Origin of the sequence: Thalassospira sp. A40-3 (genome assembly GCF_015871485.1) — a bacterium.
GTDB classification, from domain to species: Bacteria; Pseudomonadota; Alphaproteobacteria; order Rhodospirillales; family Thalassospiraceae; genus Thalassospira; species Thalassospira tepidiphila.
Genome location: NZ_CP065428.1, coordinates 4,055,507 through 4,069,509, shown reverse-complemented (window position 1 = coordinate 4,069,509; position 14,003 = coordinate 4,055,507). Strand labels below are relative to the sequence as shown.

The 14,003-nt window shown below is 55.9% G+C and carries 12 protein-coding genes; 7 read left to right on the top strand and 5 right to left on the bottom strand.

The genetic code is table 11. The annotated features are described in order from the left end of the window. Positions 1-46: 46 nt before the first annotated feature. The gene (locus IT893_RS18780) at positions 47-910 is read right to left on the bottom strand and encodes an AraC family transcriptional regulator (protein ID WP_197146281.1); all 864 of its coding nucleotides are present in this window, start codon (positions 908-910) and stop codon (positions 47-49) included. A 32-nt stretch (positions 911-942) separates the two neighbouring features. Here IT893_RS18780 and IT893_RS18775 point away from each other — a divergent pair, with 32 nt between their 5' ends. Next, positions 943-1,350 carry a DUF2000 family protein gene (locus tag IT893_RS18775; RefSeq protein ID WP_197146280.1) on the top strand — a complete coding sequence of 136 codons (408 nt, stop codon included), beginning with the start codon at positions 943-945 and terminating at the stop codon, positions 1,348-1,350. 25 nt (positions 1,351-1,375) lie between these two features. Here IT893_RS18775 and IT893_RS18770 read toward each other — a convergent pair whose 3' ends face one another. Together IT893_RS18770 and rsmI are read right to left on the bottom strand one after the other, a co-directional pair. After that, positions 1,376-1,759, bottom strand: coding sequence for a YraN family protein (locus IT893_RS18770; RefSeq protein ID WP_197146279.1), 384 nt, complete (start codon positions 1,757-1,759; stop codon positions 1,376-1,378). 2 nt (positions 1,760-1,761) lie between these two features. Next, a complete protein-coding gene (gene rsmI, locus IT893_RS18765; RefSeq protein WP_197146278.1) occupies positions 1,762-2,820 on the bottom strand; it encodes a 16S rRNA (cytidine(1402)-2'-O)-methyltransferase in 1,059 nt (352 codons plus the stop codon). 68 nt (positions 2,821-2,888) lie between these two features. Between rsmI and IT893_RS18760 the strand changes: the two genes are divergently transcribed. Further along, positions 2,889-4,196, top strand: a complete 1,308-nt coding sequence (locus tag IT893_RS18760; protein WP_197146277.1) for a penicillin-binding protein activator — start codon at positions 2,889-2,891, stop codon at positions 4,194-4,196. Between the two features lie 43 nt (positions 4,197-4,239). Here IT893_RS18760 and nth read toward each other — a convergent pair whose 3' ends face one another. Beyond that, complete coding sequence (nth, locus tag IT893_RS18755; RefSeq protein WP_063086839.1) at positions 4,240-4,881, bottom strand: endonuclease III; 642 nt, start codon at positions 4,879-4,881, stop codon at positions 4,240-4,242. 191 nt (positions 4,882-5,072) lie between these two features. Here nth and IT893_RS18750 point away from each other — a divergent pair, with 191 nt between their 5' ends. From IT893_RS18750 to dapB, 4 genes are all read left to right on the top strand, one after another. Further along, complete coding sequence (locus tag IT893_RS18750; RefSeq protein ID WP_064780179.1) at positions 5,073-5,573, top strand: DUF2244 domain-containing protein; 501 nt, start codon at positions 5,073-5,075, stop codon at positions 5,571-5,573. A gap of 336 nt (positions 5,574-5,909) precedes the next feature. Further along, entirely contained in the window at positions 5,910-7,826 is a 1,917-nt protein-coding gene (dnaK, locus tag IT893_RS18745; RefSeq protein WP_008888681.1) for a molecular chaperone DnaK, read from the top strand. 104 nt (positions 7,827-7,930) lie between these two features. Beyond that, the gene (dnaJ, locus tag IT893_RS18740) at positions 7,931-9,076 is read left to right on the top strand and encodes a molecular chaperone DnaJ (RefSeq protein WP_197146276.1); all 1,146 of its coding nucleotides are present in this window, start codon (positions 7,931-7,933) and stop codon (positions 9,074-9,076) included. Between the two features lie 129 nt (positions 9,077-9,205). Continuing rightward, positions 9,206-10,006, top strand: a complete 801-nt coding sequence (gene dapB / locus IT893_RS18735; RefSeq protein WP_197146275.1) for a 4-hydroxy-tetrahydrodipicolinate reductase — start codon at positions 9,206-9,208, stop codon at positions 10,004-10,006. A 92-nt stretch (positions 10,007-10,098) separates the two neighbouring features. Here dapB and polA read toward each other — a convergent pair whose 3' ends face one another. Beyond that, positions 10,099-12,930, bottom strand: coding sequence for a DNA polymerase I (gene polA / locus IT893_RS18730; protein ID WP_197146274.1), 2,832 nt, complete (start codon positions 12,928-12,930; stop codon positions 10,099-10,101). Between the two features lie 302 nt (positions 12,931-13,232). On the opposite strand from polA, the gene IT893_RS18725 reads away from it, so the two are divergent. Then, positions 13,233-13,994: a hypothetical protein gene (locus tag IT893_RS18725; RefSeq protein ID WP_197146273.1), complete on the top strand. Its 762-nt coding sequence runs from the start codon at positions 13,233-13,235 to the stop codon at positions 13,992-13,994. The last annotated feature ends 9 nt before the right edge of the window (positions 13,995-14,003 follow it).

Here is a 14,003-nt window from a genome sequence, read left to right as displayed (position 1 = left end):
ATTTTTCTGCAAATTCGTGCCTGAAATCGATGTAACAGGGCAACGATCACAGGGTGTTGCTGGCGAATAATTCCGCCCAACGCCCGGGTGACACACCATAAGTCTGGCGGAAATGGCGGTTGAAATGGCTTTGATCGGCAAAACCGGTTTCGGCGGCAATTCCGGCCAGGGGTTGCCCAATCATCATCAATGCCCGCGCCTTTTGCAGGCGACGTATCATCAAATATCGATAGGGTGTGGTTCCGAACCGCGCACGGAAATGCCGGATCAGGCGAAAACGGTCCATACCGGCAACCTGTTCAAGCTCGTTAGATTGAACCGGACGGTCAAAGTTATCTTCCAGAAAGGCGCGCACCTGATCCATGCTTTGGCTGGCCGTAAAGCGCGGGCGCTTCAGTGGTGCCTTGGCATGCAATGACAGGCGTCGGGCGATGTCGCTGACAAACTGATCGCGCAAAAGCGGATCCATGTCGCTTTCAAGTTCCCCCAAAGCCGATGCCATGATCGACCACAAAACTGGGTCCTGAATAACCGGTTCACCGACAAAGGGCAGGGGATCGGCTTCGTGATCAAGGCCCGATCGCAACAGGGCCGGTTCCAGATACAGCATGCGATATTGCAAACCGTCCTCGGTTCCAGCGCCGCCATCATGCAGCTCGTCAGGATGCAGGATGATGATATTGCCCGGATTACTGGCGCGAAATTCCCCGCGATAATTAAAAGTCTGGACACCTTTCAAGGTGATGCCCAGCGCATAGGTATCGTGGCGATGCGGGGTGAACATATTGCCATAGAACAGGGCTTCGATCCGCTCGATCCCCGGTGCAGTCGGGGCCGCAACGAAGCGTTCGCGCTTTTTGCACAAACGTTCAATACCGCGATCATCTGCCTGTTCTATTGCTTCTTTCATTACCGGATCATCCGACCGATTGGAGGAAGTGAATGTTTGATACCAAAGTCGCCCTGATTTTGCGCAATGACCTTGAAACTTGGCAATCCCTGAATGTGACGGCCTTCCTGATGAGCGGCATTGTTGCCCAAACCCCCGATATCATCGGTGAGCCCTATATCGACGCCAACCAGAATATCTATAACCCGCTGTCGCGCCAGCCCGCCATCGTTCTGGCCGCCGATGGCGATACCATCGCGAAAATCCATCAGCGCGCCTTAAATCGCGGTGTCCGGGTATCGGCCTATATCGAGGAAATGTTTGCCACTGGCCACGATGCGGCCAATCGGGATGTATTTGCCAACGCGGATCCTGAAACGGCAAAGTTTGTTGGTATTGGCATTCATGCCGATAAACGCAGTGTCGATAAGATCACCAAGGGTGCGAAAATGCATCCCTAAGCCCAACAAACTGCGGGAATGCCTGCTATGAAACCTGCCAGGCATTCCTGAGATGCTCGATCCTGCCCCAATTTCGAACAATCATCAGATCAAGGCGAAGATCACCCGTATGGCCGATCTTGCCTGCGTAAGATTCAAGGGCACGGGCGATGCGGCTTTGTTGCCTTGGGGTAATGGCATGCAGGGCGGTTGCGCGATCGGTGCGATTTTTGACCTCAATCGCGACCATGACATTTCCGCGTCTGGCAATGATGTCGATTTCACCGACCGGGCTTTTGTGGCGGATGGCCAGAATGCGATAGCCCTTCAGGCGTAACCAGAATTCACAAAGTTTTTCCGCCCGGCGTCCGGCCTTTTCCGCCCGCTTGCGGCTTGATGTTTCATCATGCACAGGACGGGATCGGGCCATGGTCAATCCGGGTCCGACTTGGCAAGTTCAAGGGCACGATTATAAAGGTCGCGCTTCTTAAGACCGGTTTCGCGGGCCAGAATATCGGCGGCATCCTTGGTGCGGTGGGTTTTGATCAGCTCGCTTAGGCGCGCGTCGATGTCTTCGGCACTTGGTTCGTTTTCGCTGGCATCGGCCGGGCCAACAATCACCACGATCTCGCCTTTGGGGGCGCCGGCCTCATTATAATGCGCCGCCAGATCGGCAAGTGTGCCATTGCGGACTTCTTCAAACATTTTGGTTAGCTCGCGGGTCACGGCGGCTTCGCGTGTGCCCCCCAGCATCTCGGCCATATCGGTTAGGCTTGCGGCCAGTCGCTTGGGACTTTCAAGAAAGATCAGGCTGCCCGGGATCGGGGCAAAGCGTGCCAGTTCCTTTTTGCGCGCCATCGATTTGGGCGGCAGGAAGCCGGCATAAAAGAAATGATCGCTCGGCAGGCCAGACAGGATCAAGGCAACAATCGGCGACGCGGCACCCGGGGCGGCGGTCACAGTGAACCCTTCTGCCTTGCAGTCGCGTACAAGTTTGTAGCCCGGATCATTGATCAAGGGTGTTCCGGCATCGGAAATAAGGGCAAGGCCCTGCCCCTTGCCCAGACGATCCATGATTTCGGGGCGCATCTTGGCCGCGTTATGTTCGTGATAGGCGATTCGCTTGGTTTTCACGCCATATCGCGACAGCAATTTCCCCGACGTTCTGGTGTCTTCACACAGGATGACATCGGCACGTTTGAGGATTTCAAGCGCTCTGAACGTAATATCGCCCAAATTTCCGATTGGAGTAGCGACAAGATAAAGACCGGCTGAAAGCGGCAAATGGCTTTCATCATGTTTACTTGCACCCTCGCCCGCATTACCCTGCGGACGAAACGACTTATGTGGAGGTGAGAGTGGGTTGTCCGAAACGTCATCCGTCACAGGATCGGATGCAGAAAGAGGCGCTGCCGTGTCAGGCGTTGTCAGATCGGGATCGGTTTTCGGATCTATTGCCGGCTTGGGGCCGGATTGCGCGCCGGACGGCATCTGTGGTTGTCCTCTCTTTCGGGCTGACCGCTTGTAATGCGACCACGAGTATCACGGACCTTTTCGGCATGCAACGTGATGGGGCGCCGGTTGAAAGTGCCAATCAGCCGGGCGGCAATACCGTTGATCCGAACAGTGCCCCCAATCAGGGCCTGATCCCCGATGCCAGCCCGTGGCCAAGCGATGCTGCCTTGCCCGAGGGCGAGGGCGCTGAGCTGCCGTTGCTTTATAATGACGATGCGGCTGTTTTTGAAAAGCGGGTTGCGTTGTTGTTGCCGCTGTCAGGGCAGCACGGCGAACTGGGCCGGGCGATGCGCCATGCCGCAGAACTCGCCATGTTTGACATTGCCGGCGATGACTTCATCCTGATGCCGATCGATACCGCTGGCACTTATCAGGGCGGGCAGAATGCCGCACGAGAGGCCGTTGATGCCGGTGCCAAGATGATCCTTGGCCCACTATTTGCCGAATCGGTCAGTGGGGCGAGCGAAGTTGCCAAATCGGCGAATGTGCCGGTGGTGGCCTTTTCCAACAATCGCCGGGTGGCGGAAAGCGGGGTTTGGGTCAATGGCCTGATCCCCGAAGACCAGATCGCGCGTGCGGCTGGCTACGCCACGACGCAAGGGCGTTACCGTTTTGCAGCCCTTCTGCCGCAAAACGATTACGGCCGCCAGATCGCAAGCGGACTTAATACCGTTGTCTCGCGCGTTGGCGGGACCCTTGGCCGGGTCGCGTTCTATCAGCCCGGTTCGGAAGATTTGCAGCAAACCATTCGGGACTTTGCCAATTATGACGCGCGGCGTGCGAACCTGCGCGCCCACAAGGCACAGCTTGAAGCCGATGGCAGTGCCGGGGCTAGACGTGCGCTAAATCGTCTTGAAGGGGTCGATACCTTTGGCGAGCTTGATTTTGATGCCCTGATCCTGCCGGCTACCGGTGGCGAGTTGCGTCAGGTTTCCTCGCTTCTGGCCTATTTCGATGTTGATCCATCGGTGGTGCAGTTTATCGGAACGTTTGGCTGGAACGATCCGGGCCTGTTTGCCGAACCGGCGCTTAAGGGCGGAATATTTGCCGCACCTAACCCGGAAAACTGGGAACTGTTTGCGGCGCGTTTCGAACGTACCTTTGGCAGCCAGCCGCCCCGCATTTCAAGCCTTGCCTATGACAGCACGGCACTGGCGGCCCTGATGGCGCGTGATGAAAACAACATGAGCCAACAGACCCTGACCAATCCAAGCGGATTTGTCGGTGTGGACGGTATCTTTCGTCTGACCCCGGATGGTCAGTCGGAACGTGGCTATGCCATCATGCAAGTCCAGCCCGATGGTGCAAAGGTAATTGCACCCGCCCCGGCAAGCTTCGATCAGGTTTTCTGATCTGGATCTTGTTAACTGCTGAAACTTTTAAACGCCTGTCGGATCAAGCCCCGGCAGGCGTTTTGTCTTTGTAATTGCACAGATCATTGACGATGCAGTCACCACAGCGCGGCTTGCGCGCCTTGCAGATATAACGCCCGTGCAGGATCAGCCAGTGATGGGCATGGGTCATGAAGCGGGCCGGAACCTTTTTCAGCAGCGCCTTTTCAACCGCCAAAACCGTCTTGCCATTGGCCATGCCGGTACGGTTGCCGAGCCGGAAAATATGGGTATCGACCGCCATCGTATGCTCGCCCCAGGCGATGTTGCGTACCACATTGGCGGTTTTGCGGCCGACACCGGGCAGTTCTTCGAGCGCTTCCTGATCGTTGGGGACAATGCCGCCATGCTTTTCCACAAGAATTTTGGCCGCCGCCATCACGTTCTTGGCCTTGCCACGATAAAGCCCGATGGTCTTGATGTGCTCGATCAATGCTTCTTCGCCAAGATCAAGCATGTCTTGCGGGGTCGAGACGATCTGAAACAGCTTTTTGGTCGCCTTGTTCACCCCGACATCTGTCGCCTGTGCCGAGAGGGCAACCGCGACCAGAAGGGTATAGGGATTGGTGTAATCCAGCTCCCCTTTCGGTTCCGGGTCCGCATCGGACAGGCGCTGGAAAAACTCTTCGATGGCGGCTTTGTTCATCGGGCGGGCCATGGGCTGCGATCTCTTTTTATGTATCGATATTTGGGGTGGGGAGTGTCGTTAATACGCATCCCCTGATCCGATTTACGTGTTGCAAACTATATAAACTGTGAGGGGTGAAAAATCGAATTTTGATTGCAGCTGTCCTGTACACCAGCGCACAATCGGATATCCAGCAACAGGTAACTTACATGCCAAACGTGCCGCGTTCAGCCAAACCGATCTTTCGGGTGGATCTGTTTCCGCCGCGATCGCTGTCGCGCCGGGCTGCCCGCAATATTGTGCTGTTTATAGCCGCACTCACAACGACCATCGGGTTTATCTTCTGGTCGGTGGGCGCGTGGCCGGTGATCGGGTTTTTGGGCCTTGATGTTATCTTGCTGTCCCTGGCGTTTTATTTCAGTTTTCGGTCCGCCCGTCAGGAAGAACGGATCGAGCTTGCGCACGGCAACCTTCGGGTGACACGGATTTCGGTGCGTGGTGAACGCGAGGAATTTGATTTTCAACCCTATTGGCTGCGCGTGGTGTTGGAACGCGGCGAGGATGAACAAGCCGCGCTGTTTTTGCGCACGCATGGCAAAAGTCTGGAAATTGCGCGTTTTCTGGGCGCAGATGAAAAGGAAAATCTGGCGCACAGGCTTGAGACCGTTTTGCGCCAAACCCGCTGCAATCCTGCCGATATTCCGATCTGAGGCCCGTGATCTGAGTGTTTTGCAACCCGGTTATGAAGCAATTCGAAAGCCGGGTTTTGTGCCTTAAAAACCGGCTTTTCTTGCCCATTGCGCCGGTTTATCGGGCCTGAAATGCGGTTGATCGGATCAAAAATGCGGTTTGAAGGCAAAAAACAGCCAAGATTCCCCACTTTGACCGCTTGCGACTTTGTGGCGACTTTCATATATAGGTTCGCGGGGTAACGAAGAAGCCCCAGAAAAATTACGTGTATTACAACCATTGGTCCCAGGAGGTCCTGCGCGGCGCTTCATTTTGGAGGCTGCGGGACGGACCGGCCGCTAAAAGAGGAACTTACTATGGGTAAGATTATTGGTATCGACCTTGGCACCACCAACTCGTGCGTAGCAGTCATGGACGGCAAAGAAGGCCGTGTGATTGAAAACAGCGAAGGTGCTCGTACCACTCCGTCAATGGTCGCTTTCACCGATGATGGTGAACGCCTTGTCGGTCAGCCGGCGAAACGCCAGGCAGTCACCAACCCGGAAAACACCCTGTTTGCCATTAAACGTCTGATCGGTCGTCGTTACGGCGATCCGGAAGTCGAAAAGGACAAGGATCTCGTTCCGTACAAAATCGTATCGGGCGAAAACGGCGATGCATGGGTTGAAGTCAATGGCGAGAAAATGGCCCCGAGCCAGATCGCAGCCATGGTGCTTCAGAAAATGAAGGAAACTGCAGAAGCCCATCTGGGTGAGCCGGTAACCGAAGCCGTGATTACCGTTCCGGCATACTTCAACGACTCCCAGCGCCAGGCAACCAAAGACGCCGGCAAGATTGCGGGTCTTGAAGTCAAACGTATCATCAACGAGCCGACCGCAGCAGCACTGGCCTATGGTCTGGACAAGAAAGACGGCGGCACCGTGGTCGTTTATGACCTTGGTGGTGGCACCTTTGACGTGTCGGTTCTGGAAATCGGCGATGGCGTTTTCGAAGTTAAATCGACCAACGGTGATACCTTCCTTGGTGGTGAAGACTTCGACAAACAGATCATCGATTACCTTGCTGACGAGTTCAAAAAAGAACAGCAGATCGACCTGCGTAAAGACCGTCTGGCCCTGCAGCGTCTGAAAGAAGCTGCCGAGAAAGCCAAGATCGAGCTTTCCTCGTCGATGCAGACCGATGTCAACCTGCCGTTCATCACCGCAGACGCCTCTGGTCCGAAACACCTTAACATCAAGCTGTCGCGTGCGAAGCTTGAAGGTCTGGTTGGCGATCTGATCGAACGCACCATGACCCCGTGCAAGGCAGCGCTGAAAGATGCCGGCATCACCGCTGGTGAAATCGATGACGTTATCCTGGTCGGCGGCATGACCCGTATGCCGAAGGTTCAGGAACGCGTTAAAGAGTTCTTTGGCCGTGACCCGCACAAAGGTGTGAACCCGGATGAGGTTGTTGCCCTTGGTGCCGCGATTCAGGGTGGTGTTCTGCAGGGTGACGTCAAAGACGTTCTTCTGCTGGATGTGACCCCGCTGTCGCTTGGTATCGAGACGCTTGGTGGTGTCTTCACCCGCCTGATCGACCGTAACACCACGATCCCGACCCGTAAGTCGCAGACCTTCTCGACCGCTGAAGACAATCAGACGGCCGTGACCATCCGCGTCTTCCAGGGTGAACGTGAAATGGCGGCTGACAACAAGATGCTTGGCCAGTTCGATCTGGTTGGTATCCCGCCGGCACCGCGCGGTGTTCCGCAGATTGAAGTGACTTTTGACATCGACGCCAACGGTATCGTCAACGTGTCTGCCAAAGACAAGGCGACCAACAAGGAACAGCAGATCCGTATCCAGGCATCTGGTGGTCTTTCCGATGACGAGATCGAAAACATGGTCAAGGATGCGGAAAGCAATGCCGAAGCTGATAAAAAGCGTAAGGCCCTTGTCGAAGCCCGCAACCAGGCAGAAGCCATCATCCACGCCACCGAAAAGAACCTTTCGGAGCATGGTGACAAGGTTGACGACGCGACCAAGTCGGAAATCGAAAACGCCCTGTCGGCTTTGAAAGAAGCCAAGGACGGTGAAGATGCCGAAGCCATCACCACCAAGCTGAACGAACTGCAGCAGGCCTCGATGAAACTTGGCGAAGCCATGTATCAGGCCCAGCAGGAAGAAGCTGGCGCTGGTGACGCGGCGGACGCTGATGCCTCTGCACAGGCCGACGACGGTGTTGTTGACGCCGACTTCGAAGAAGTCGATGACAACAAAAAAGACAAGTAAGGCGACCGCAGAGGTCGTCTTGAACGACGCCCTGTAAAGAAAAATCGGGCCGTTCCGGACGCAAGAATTTGCTGGAACGGCCCGACCGTATTTCGGAGTTACAGATGGCGAAAGAAGATTATTACGAGCTGTTGGGTGTCAGTAAAGATGCCAGTGCAGCCGAGCTGAAAAGCGCCTATCGCAAGCAAGCGATGAAATACCACCCGGACAAAAATCCGGGCGATACCGAAGCTGAAGTCAAATTCAAACAGGTCAGCGAAGCTTACGAGGTCCTGAAGGATCAGGAAAAGCGCGCGGCCTATGACCGTTTTGGCCATGCTGCCTTTGAACAGGGCGGCCCCGGTGGTGGCGGCTTTGGTGGTGGCTTCGGCGGTGGATTTGGCGGCGGTGGTTTTGCCGACGTCTTTGACGAGATCTTTGGCGCCATGGGCGGCGGACGCCGCGGTGGCGGTGGATCGTCCCGTGGGGCGGATCTGCGCTACAACATGGCGATCACGCTTGAAGAAGCGTTCGAAGGCAAAAAGGCCGAAATTACCATTCCGGGGTCCGTATCGTGCGACAGCTGTGATGGCACCGGTGCCGAAGCCGGTTCGCAGCCGGTCAATTGCCCGACCTGTAATGGTCACGGCAAGGTCCGCGCGCAGCAGGGCTTCTTTACCATTGAACGCACCTGCCCGAGCTGCCATGGCAAAGGCAAGATCATCAAGAACCCGTGCAAATCCTGCCACGGTGTTGGTCGCCTCGAAAAGGAAAAGACCCTTCAGGTCACCATTCCGGCCGGTGTCGAAGATGGCACGCGCATTCGCCTGGCGGGCGAGGGCGAGGCAGGCACCAATGGTGCGCCTCCCGGGGATTTGTATATCTTCCTCGATATCGGGCATCACCGCTTCTTCCAGCGCGAAGGGGCCAACCTGTATTGCCGGATTCCGATCCCGATGGGCAAAGCCGCCCTTGGTGGCACCATCGAGGTGCCGACCATCGAAGGCACGCGCACCCGGATCAATATCCCGGCCGGTACCCAGTCCGGTCAGCAGCTTCGTCTGCGCGGCAAGGGGATGAGCATCCTGCGCTCGCAGGCGCGCGGTGACATGTTTGTCGAAGTCAGCGTCGAAACTCCGGTTAATCTGACAGACCGTCAGAAAGAACTGCTTGAGGAATTCGACGAGATTTCGCGCGAACAGGGGTCCAGCCCGGAAAGCGAAGGGTTCTTTTCCAAGATGAAGGAAATCTGGAAAGACCTGACCGACTGATCGGCTTGCGCTTTACAGATCAATATCCCAAACCCCCGGCCGCTTTGCCGGGGGTTTTGTTTTGCGCTGTCGGAGCCGTGTGTTAAAGCAATTACGAGTTTGAATTTGCTTGCCCGGAGGAGACCGGAAATGAAGATCGGGATTGTTGGATGTGCTGGCCGTATGGGGCGAATGTTGGTCAATGAAACGGCCAAGACCAAGGGCTGTGAGGTTGGTGGCGGCACCGACCTGCCCGGGAGCCCGTTCATCGGCAAGGACGTCACCCTGATCGCCGGTCTGGAAGAAAGCGGCGTTGTGATTGGCGATGATCCCAAGGCACTGTTTGAATCGGTTGATGCGGTGATTGATTTCACCGCCCCGGCGGCGACCATGAAGCACGCGAAACTGGCGGCAGAAACCGGCACCATCCTTGTGATTGGCACCACTGGCCTATCGAACGATCAGAAAGATGAGCTCAAGGCTGCTGCCAAAAAAGCCCCGATCATCTTTGCGCCCAATATGAGTGTCGGTGTGAATCTGGCCTTCGCCCTGGTCGAAAAGGTGGCAAGCGTCCTTCATAAGGATGTCGCCGACATCGAAATCGTTGAGATGCACCACAAACACAAGGTCGATGCGCCGTCGGGTACCGCGCTTGGCTTGGGTGAAGCCGCAGCCAAGGGGCGTGGGGTTAATCTGGATGATGTTGCGGTCCGTTCCCGCGATGGCCACACAGGTGCGCGTGAAGACGGCACCATCGGCTTTGCAACCCTGCGCGGTGGCGATGTGGTCGGCGATCACACCGTTGTCTTTGCCTGTGAAGGCGAGCGCATCGAGATCACCCATAAGGCATCCTCACGCGAAGTCTTTGCCAAGGGCGCGGTTCGAGCCGCCAAATGGGCCGAAGGCAAGGCACCGGGGCTTTATTCCATGCGTGAAGTTTTGGGACTTTAATCGCCCAGAACGTCAAAGCTGATTTTTTTAAAAAAAGCCCCCGCTGCAGAATGTTGCAGCGGGGGCTTTTTGCTTTGATATGCGTCTGGGTACTAGTGGGCGTCGGCCCAGCTATCGCCAATGCCGGCGTCGGCAATCAGCGGCACCGACAGGTGGGCGGCGTTTTCCATGACTTCGCGGATGGTCTTGATGGCCTTTTCGGCTTCGTCTTCCGGGGCCTCAAAGATCAATTCATCGTGGACCTGAAGCAGCATGCGGGTTTTAAGCCCGGCATCAAGCAACGCGTTCGGGACTGCAATCATCGCGCGTTTGATGATGTCAGCCGCACCGCCCTGAATCGGCGCGTTGATCGCGGCACGTTCCCCAAAGCTTCGGCGCATGCCGTTTTTGTCGTTGATGCCGTTGATATGGATATGGCGGCCAAACAGGGTGCGGACAAAGCCGTGCTTTTTGGCGAATTCCTTGGCCTCGTCCATATAATCGCGGATGCCTGGATAAATCTCGAAATAGGCTTCGATGAATTCCTTGGCTTCCTTCTGGGCAATGCCGAGCTGGTTGGCCAGACCAAAGGCCGAGATGCCGTAAATGATGCCGAAGTTGATCGCCTTGGCCTTGCGGCGGACCATCGGGTCCATGCCTTCGATAGGGATGCCAAACACCTTCGATGCGGTTGCGGCGTGGATGTCCTCGCCGTTTTTAAACGCCTCGCGCAGGGCGTCGATCTCGGCAACGTGGGCCAGAAGGCGCAATTCGATCTGCGAATAGTCGGCAGAAATCAGTTTGTGACCCGGCTCGGCGATAAAGGCTGTACGGATTTTACGACCTTCTTCGCTTCGGATCGGGATGTTTTGCAGGTTCGGGTCATTCGATGACAAACGCCCGGTATTGACGTTGGTTTGCCCGTAACTGGTGTGCACGCGGCCCGTATTGGGGTTGATGTGATGGGCAAGGGCATCTGTATAGGTGCTTTTAAGCTTGGAAAGCTGACGCCATTCCAGAAGTTTGGCCGGAAGGTCATGGCCCTGGGCCGCAAGGGCTTCAAGCACGTCCGCCCCGGTCTGCCAGGCACCGGTTTTGGTCTTTTTGCCGCCGGGCAGGCTCATTTTATCAAACAGGATTTCGCCCAACTGCTTGGGGCTGCCAAGGTTAAACGGCTCGCCCGCCATTTCGTGAATGGTCTCTTCAAGGGCGGCCATGCGTTTGGCGAAGTCTTCGGACAGGCTTTTAAGGATTTCGGCATCGACCTTGACCCCAAGGCCTTCCATTTCGGCCAGAACCGGCACCAGCGGACGATCAAGCGTCTCATAGACGCTGGCCATATGTTCCTGCGCGATGCGGGGTTTGAGCAACCGATGCAAGCGCAGCGTGATATCGGCATCCTCGGCCGCGTAATCAAGCGCCTTGTCGAGCGGGACCTGATCGAAGGTGATCTGGGTCTTGCCACTGCCACAGACATCTTTGAAGGAAATCGGTTTGTAGTCCAGATGCAACTCGGCCAGTTCATCCATGCCATGCCCGTGGCTGGTGCCATCAAGCACATAGGACAGCACCATGGTGTCATCCATCGGGGCAACCTTGATGCCATGGCGGGCCAGAACGATCATATCGTATTTCAGGTTCTGACCGACCTTAAGAACACCGGGGTCTTCCAACAGCGGTTTGAGCAGCTCAATCGCGCGCTCAAGCTTGATTTGCTTCGGCGCGTCCTTGCTGTTGTTTGGGCTGTCGGCGGGATTGTCGCCAAAATCAAAGCCGCCTTGTGCCGCGCCACTGACATGACCAAGCGGGATGTAACAGCCATTGCCCGGCTCGGTCGAAAGCGAAACGCCGACCAGCTTGGCCGTATGGGCATCAAGCGATGTGGTTTCGGTATCAACCGCGACGGTGCCAAGATATTCGGCCTCGGAAATCCAGTGCTTTAGGCGGTCTTCATTCTGCACCAGTTCATATTCGGCCTTTTCGACCTTGATATCATTGACGCCAACACCGGCCGCCGTCGGGCTTTCAAATTCAACATCGCCGCCGAATTTCGACTTTACTTTAGAAAGCAATGATTTAAAGCCGTGACTTGCGATAAAGCTTAAGAGAACTTCGGGATCGGGTTCACGCAATTCGAAGTCACCGAGTGGTTCGACCACCGGCACATCGGTTTTCAGCGTCACCAGATCGCGCGAAATACGCGCAAGCTCGGCATTCTCAATCAGCTTTTCACGGCGCTTGGGCTGTTTGATTTCGCCGGCGCGCTCAAGTAGAGAATCAAGATCGCCATATTCATCAATAAGTTGGGCAGCGGTTTTAATGCCGATGCCGGGCACACCCGGCACGTTATCGACAGAATCGCCTGCAAGTGCCTGAATATCAATGACCTTGTCCGGGGAAACACCGAATTTTTCCAGAACTTCGGCAGCACCGATGGTACGATTCTTCATCGCATCAAACATTTGCACCCGATCGGTGACAAGCTGCATGAGATCCTTGTCCGAAGACACGATAATCACGTCAGAACCTTCTGCCTCGGCCTGGCGGGCATAGGTCGCGATCAGATCGTCAGCCTCAAAACCTTCAAGTTCGATCGATGGCAGGTTAAACGCACGGGTCGCATCACGGATCAGGCCGAACTGCGGTACCAGTTCTTCGGGGGGCGGCGGACGATGGGCCTTGTAGTCAGGATAGAAGTCGTTGCGGAACGACTTGCCTTTGGTGTCAAAGATCACCGCCATATGGTCTGGTTTGGTATCTTCGCGCAGCTTCATCAACATGGTGCAGAAGCCATAGACCGCATTCACCGGCGTGCCATCGGGGCTCGTCATCGGTGGCAGGGCGTGGAAGGCGCGGAAAATAAAGCCGGAACCGTCAACCAGAACGACGCGACGCGGGGATTTGTCGGCGGACGAACCGGTGCTGGACGGGGCGGAATCTGTCATGCGTCTCGTGCTCTTATACTCGTTAAAAGATTGGGCCGGAAGAATGCCCGATCCCGGCCTGTAAGTCGAGTGCCGCCTGCCTTAAAGAGGCAAAAACAACCAAGGCTGCTGACAGTTTTGCGCTTGCGAATGCAAAGGCTAAGCTTGCGCGGCCCAGATATCATTTCGAAACCATAACAATATCGCTAAAACCCTCATTTTCCGGGTTTTTTGGCATCATTCTTCTTTGTGCTTATCAGCTTGCCCCGGGATTGCTATGGTAGCGGATTACTTCATCCCAAGGGACATGGGAGAGCGGGTTCGTGGCCCGGAAAACGAGCAAGCCGGAATTCTTGCCAAAAGGCATCGGCGTCGAAACTGCAGGTCCGGCGCGTGAGCTTTCAGATGACATGAAGCTCGCCACCCGGAAAGGCAAAAAGCAGAAAGACCGTCGCAACGCGAACGGTGGTGGATGGCGCAGCTTTTTTAGCGTCACTGCATGGCTGCGCTTTATCCTGACCTTTGGCACTTTTGGCCTGATCGTCCATGGCCTGTTCGTTGTTTTTGGCATTTATGAACGCAATCAACGCCTTGCCAACTTTGATCACTTCGTCTTGTTGATCAAACTCGTGGTGTTTGTCGCGCTGATGTACCTGTTCTACGCGATGCTGATGCATTACGGCCCGATCCGCCACAAGGTACGCGGCATCTTCTTTCTGGCTTTGGCACCCGTGGCCGCCCTTTGTATCTTCATGATCTATGGCGGCGGGATGATTTTTGGCAGTTTCCTGCCGGTGTTGCAGTTCCTGACCCTGACCGTCGGGGTGGGTGGATTTTTGCTCTATATTCTGGGCTATACCTGGATTACCGGGCGGAAGGTCAAACGCGAAGCTGCCAAACACGGTGATCCGGCCCAGGTTGGAAATGATGGCGATGCTAAGGGTGACAGAGGTTTGCCACCACTTGTCCAGGGCGATCGTCGTCGCCAGAATACCGCGGGCAATCTGCGTCTGCGCCGTACAGATGGCGGTGATGGTCCGGCAAGGGGCTCAGCACGGCGCAAGATCGAACTGCCTGACGTTTGATTGCCCGAC

What these genes read in the sequence shown, in the direction of transcription:
- IT893_RS18770 (WP_197146279.1), bottom strand. Translation starts at nt 1,759, where the DNA reads ATGGCCCGATCCCGTCCTGTGCATGATGAAACATCAAGCCGCAAGCGG.
- rsmI (WP_197146278.1), bottom strand. Translation starts at nt 2,820, where the DNA reads ATGCCGTCCGGCGCGCAATCCGGCCCCAAGCCGGCAATAGATCCGAAA.
- polA (WP_197146274.1), bottom strand. Translation starts at nt 12,930, where the DNA reads ATGACAGATTCCGCCCCGTCCAGCACCGGTTCGTCCGCCGACAAATCC.
- nth (WP_063086839.1), bottom strand. Translation starts at nt 4,881, where the DNA reads ATGAACAAAGCCGCCATCGAAGAGTTTTTCCAGCGCCTGTCCGATGCG.
- dapB (WP_197146275.1), top strand. Translation starts at nt 9,206, where the DNA reads ATGAAGATCGGGATTGTTGGATGTGCTGGCCGTATGGGGCGAATGTTG.
- IT893_RS18780 (WP_197146281.1), bottom strand. Translation starts at nt 910, where the DNA reads ATGAAAGAAGCAATAGAACAGGCAGATGATCGCGGTATTGAACGTTTG.
- IT893_RS18750 (WP_064780179.1), top strand. Translation starts at nt 5,073, where the DNA reads ATGCCAAACGTGCCGCGTTCAGCCAAACCGATCTTTCGGGTGGATCTG.
- IT893_RS18760 (WP_197146277.1), top strand. Translation starts at nt 2,889, where the DNA reads ATGCAACGTGATGGGGCGCCGGTTGAAAGTGCCAATCAGCCGGGCGGC.
- IT893_RS18775 (WP_197146280.1), top strand. Translation starts at nt 943, where the DNA reads ATGTTTGATACCAAAGTCGCCCTGATTTTGCGCAATGACCTTGAAACT.
- dnaJ (WP_197146276.1), top strand. Translation starts at nt 7,931, where the DNA reads ATGGCGAAAGAAGATTATTACGAGCTGTTGGGTGTCAGTAAAGATGCC.
- dnaK (WP_008888681.1), top strand. Translation starts at nt 5,910, where the DNA reads ATGGGTAAGATTATTGGTATCGACCTTGGCACCACCAACTCGTGCGTA.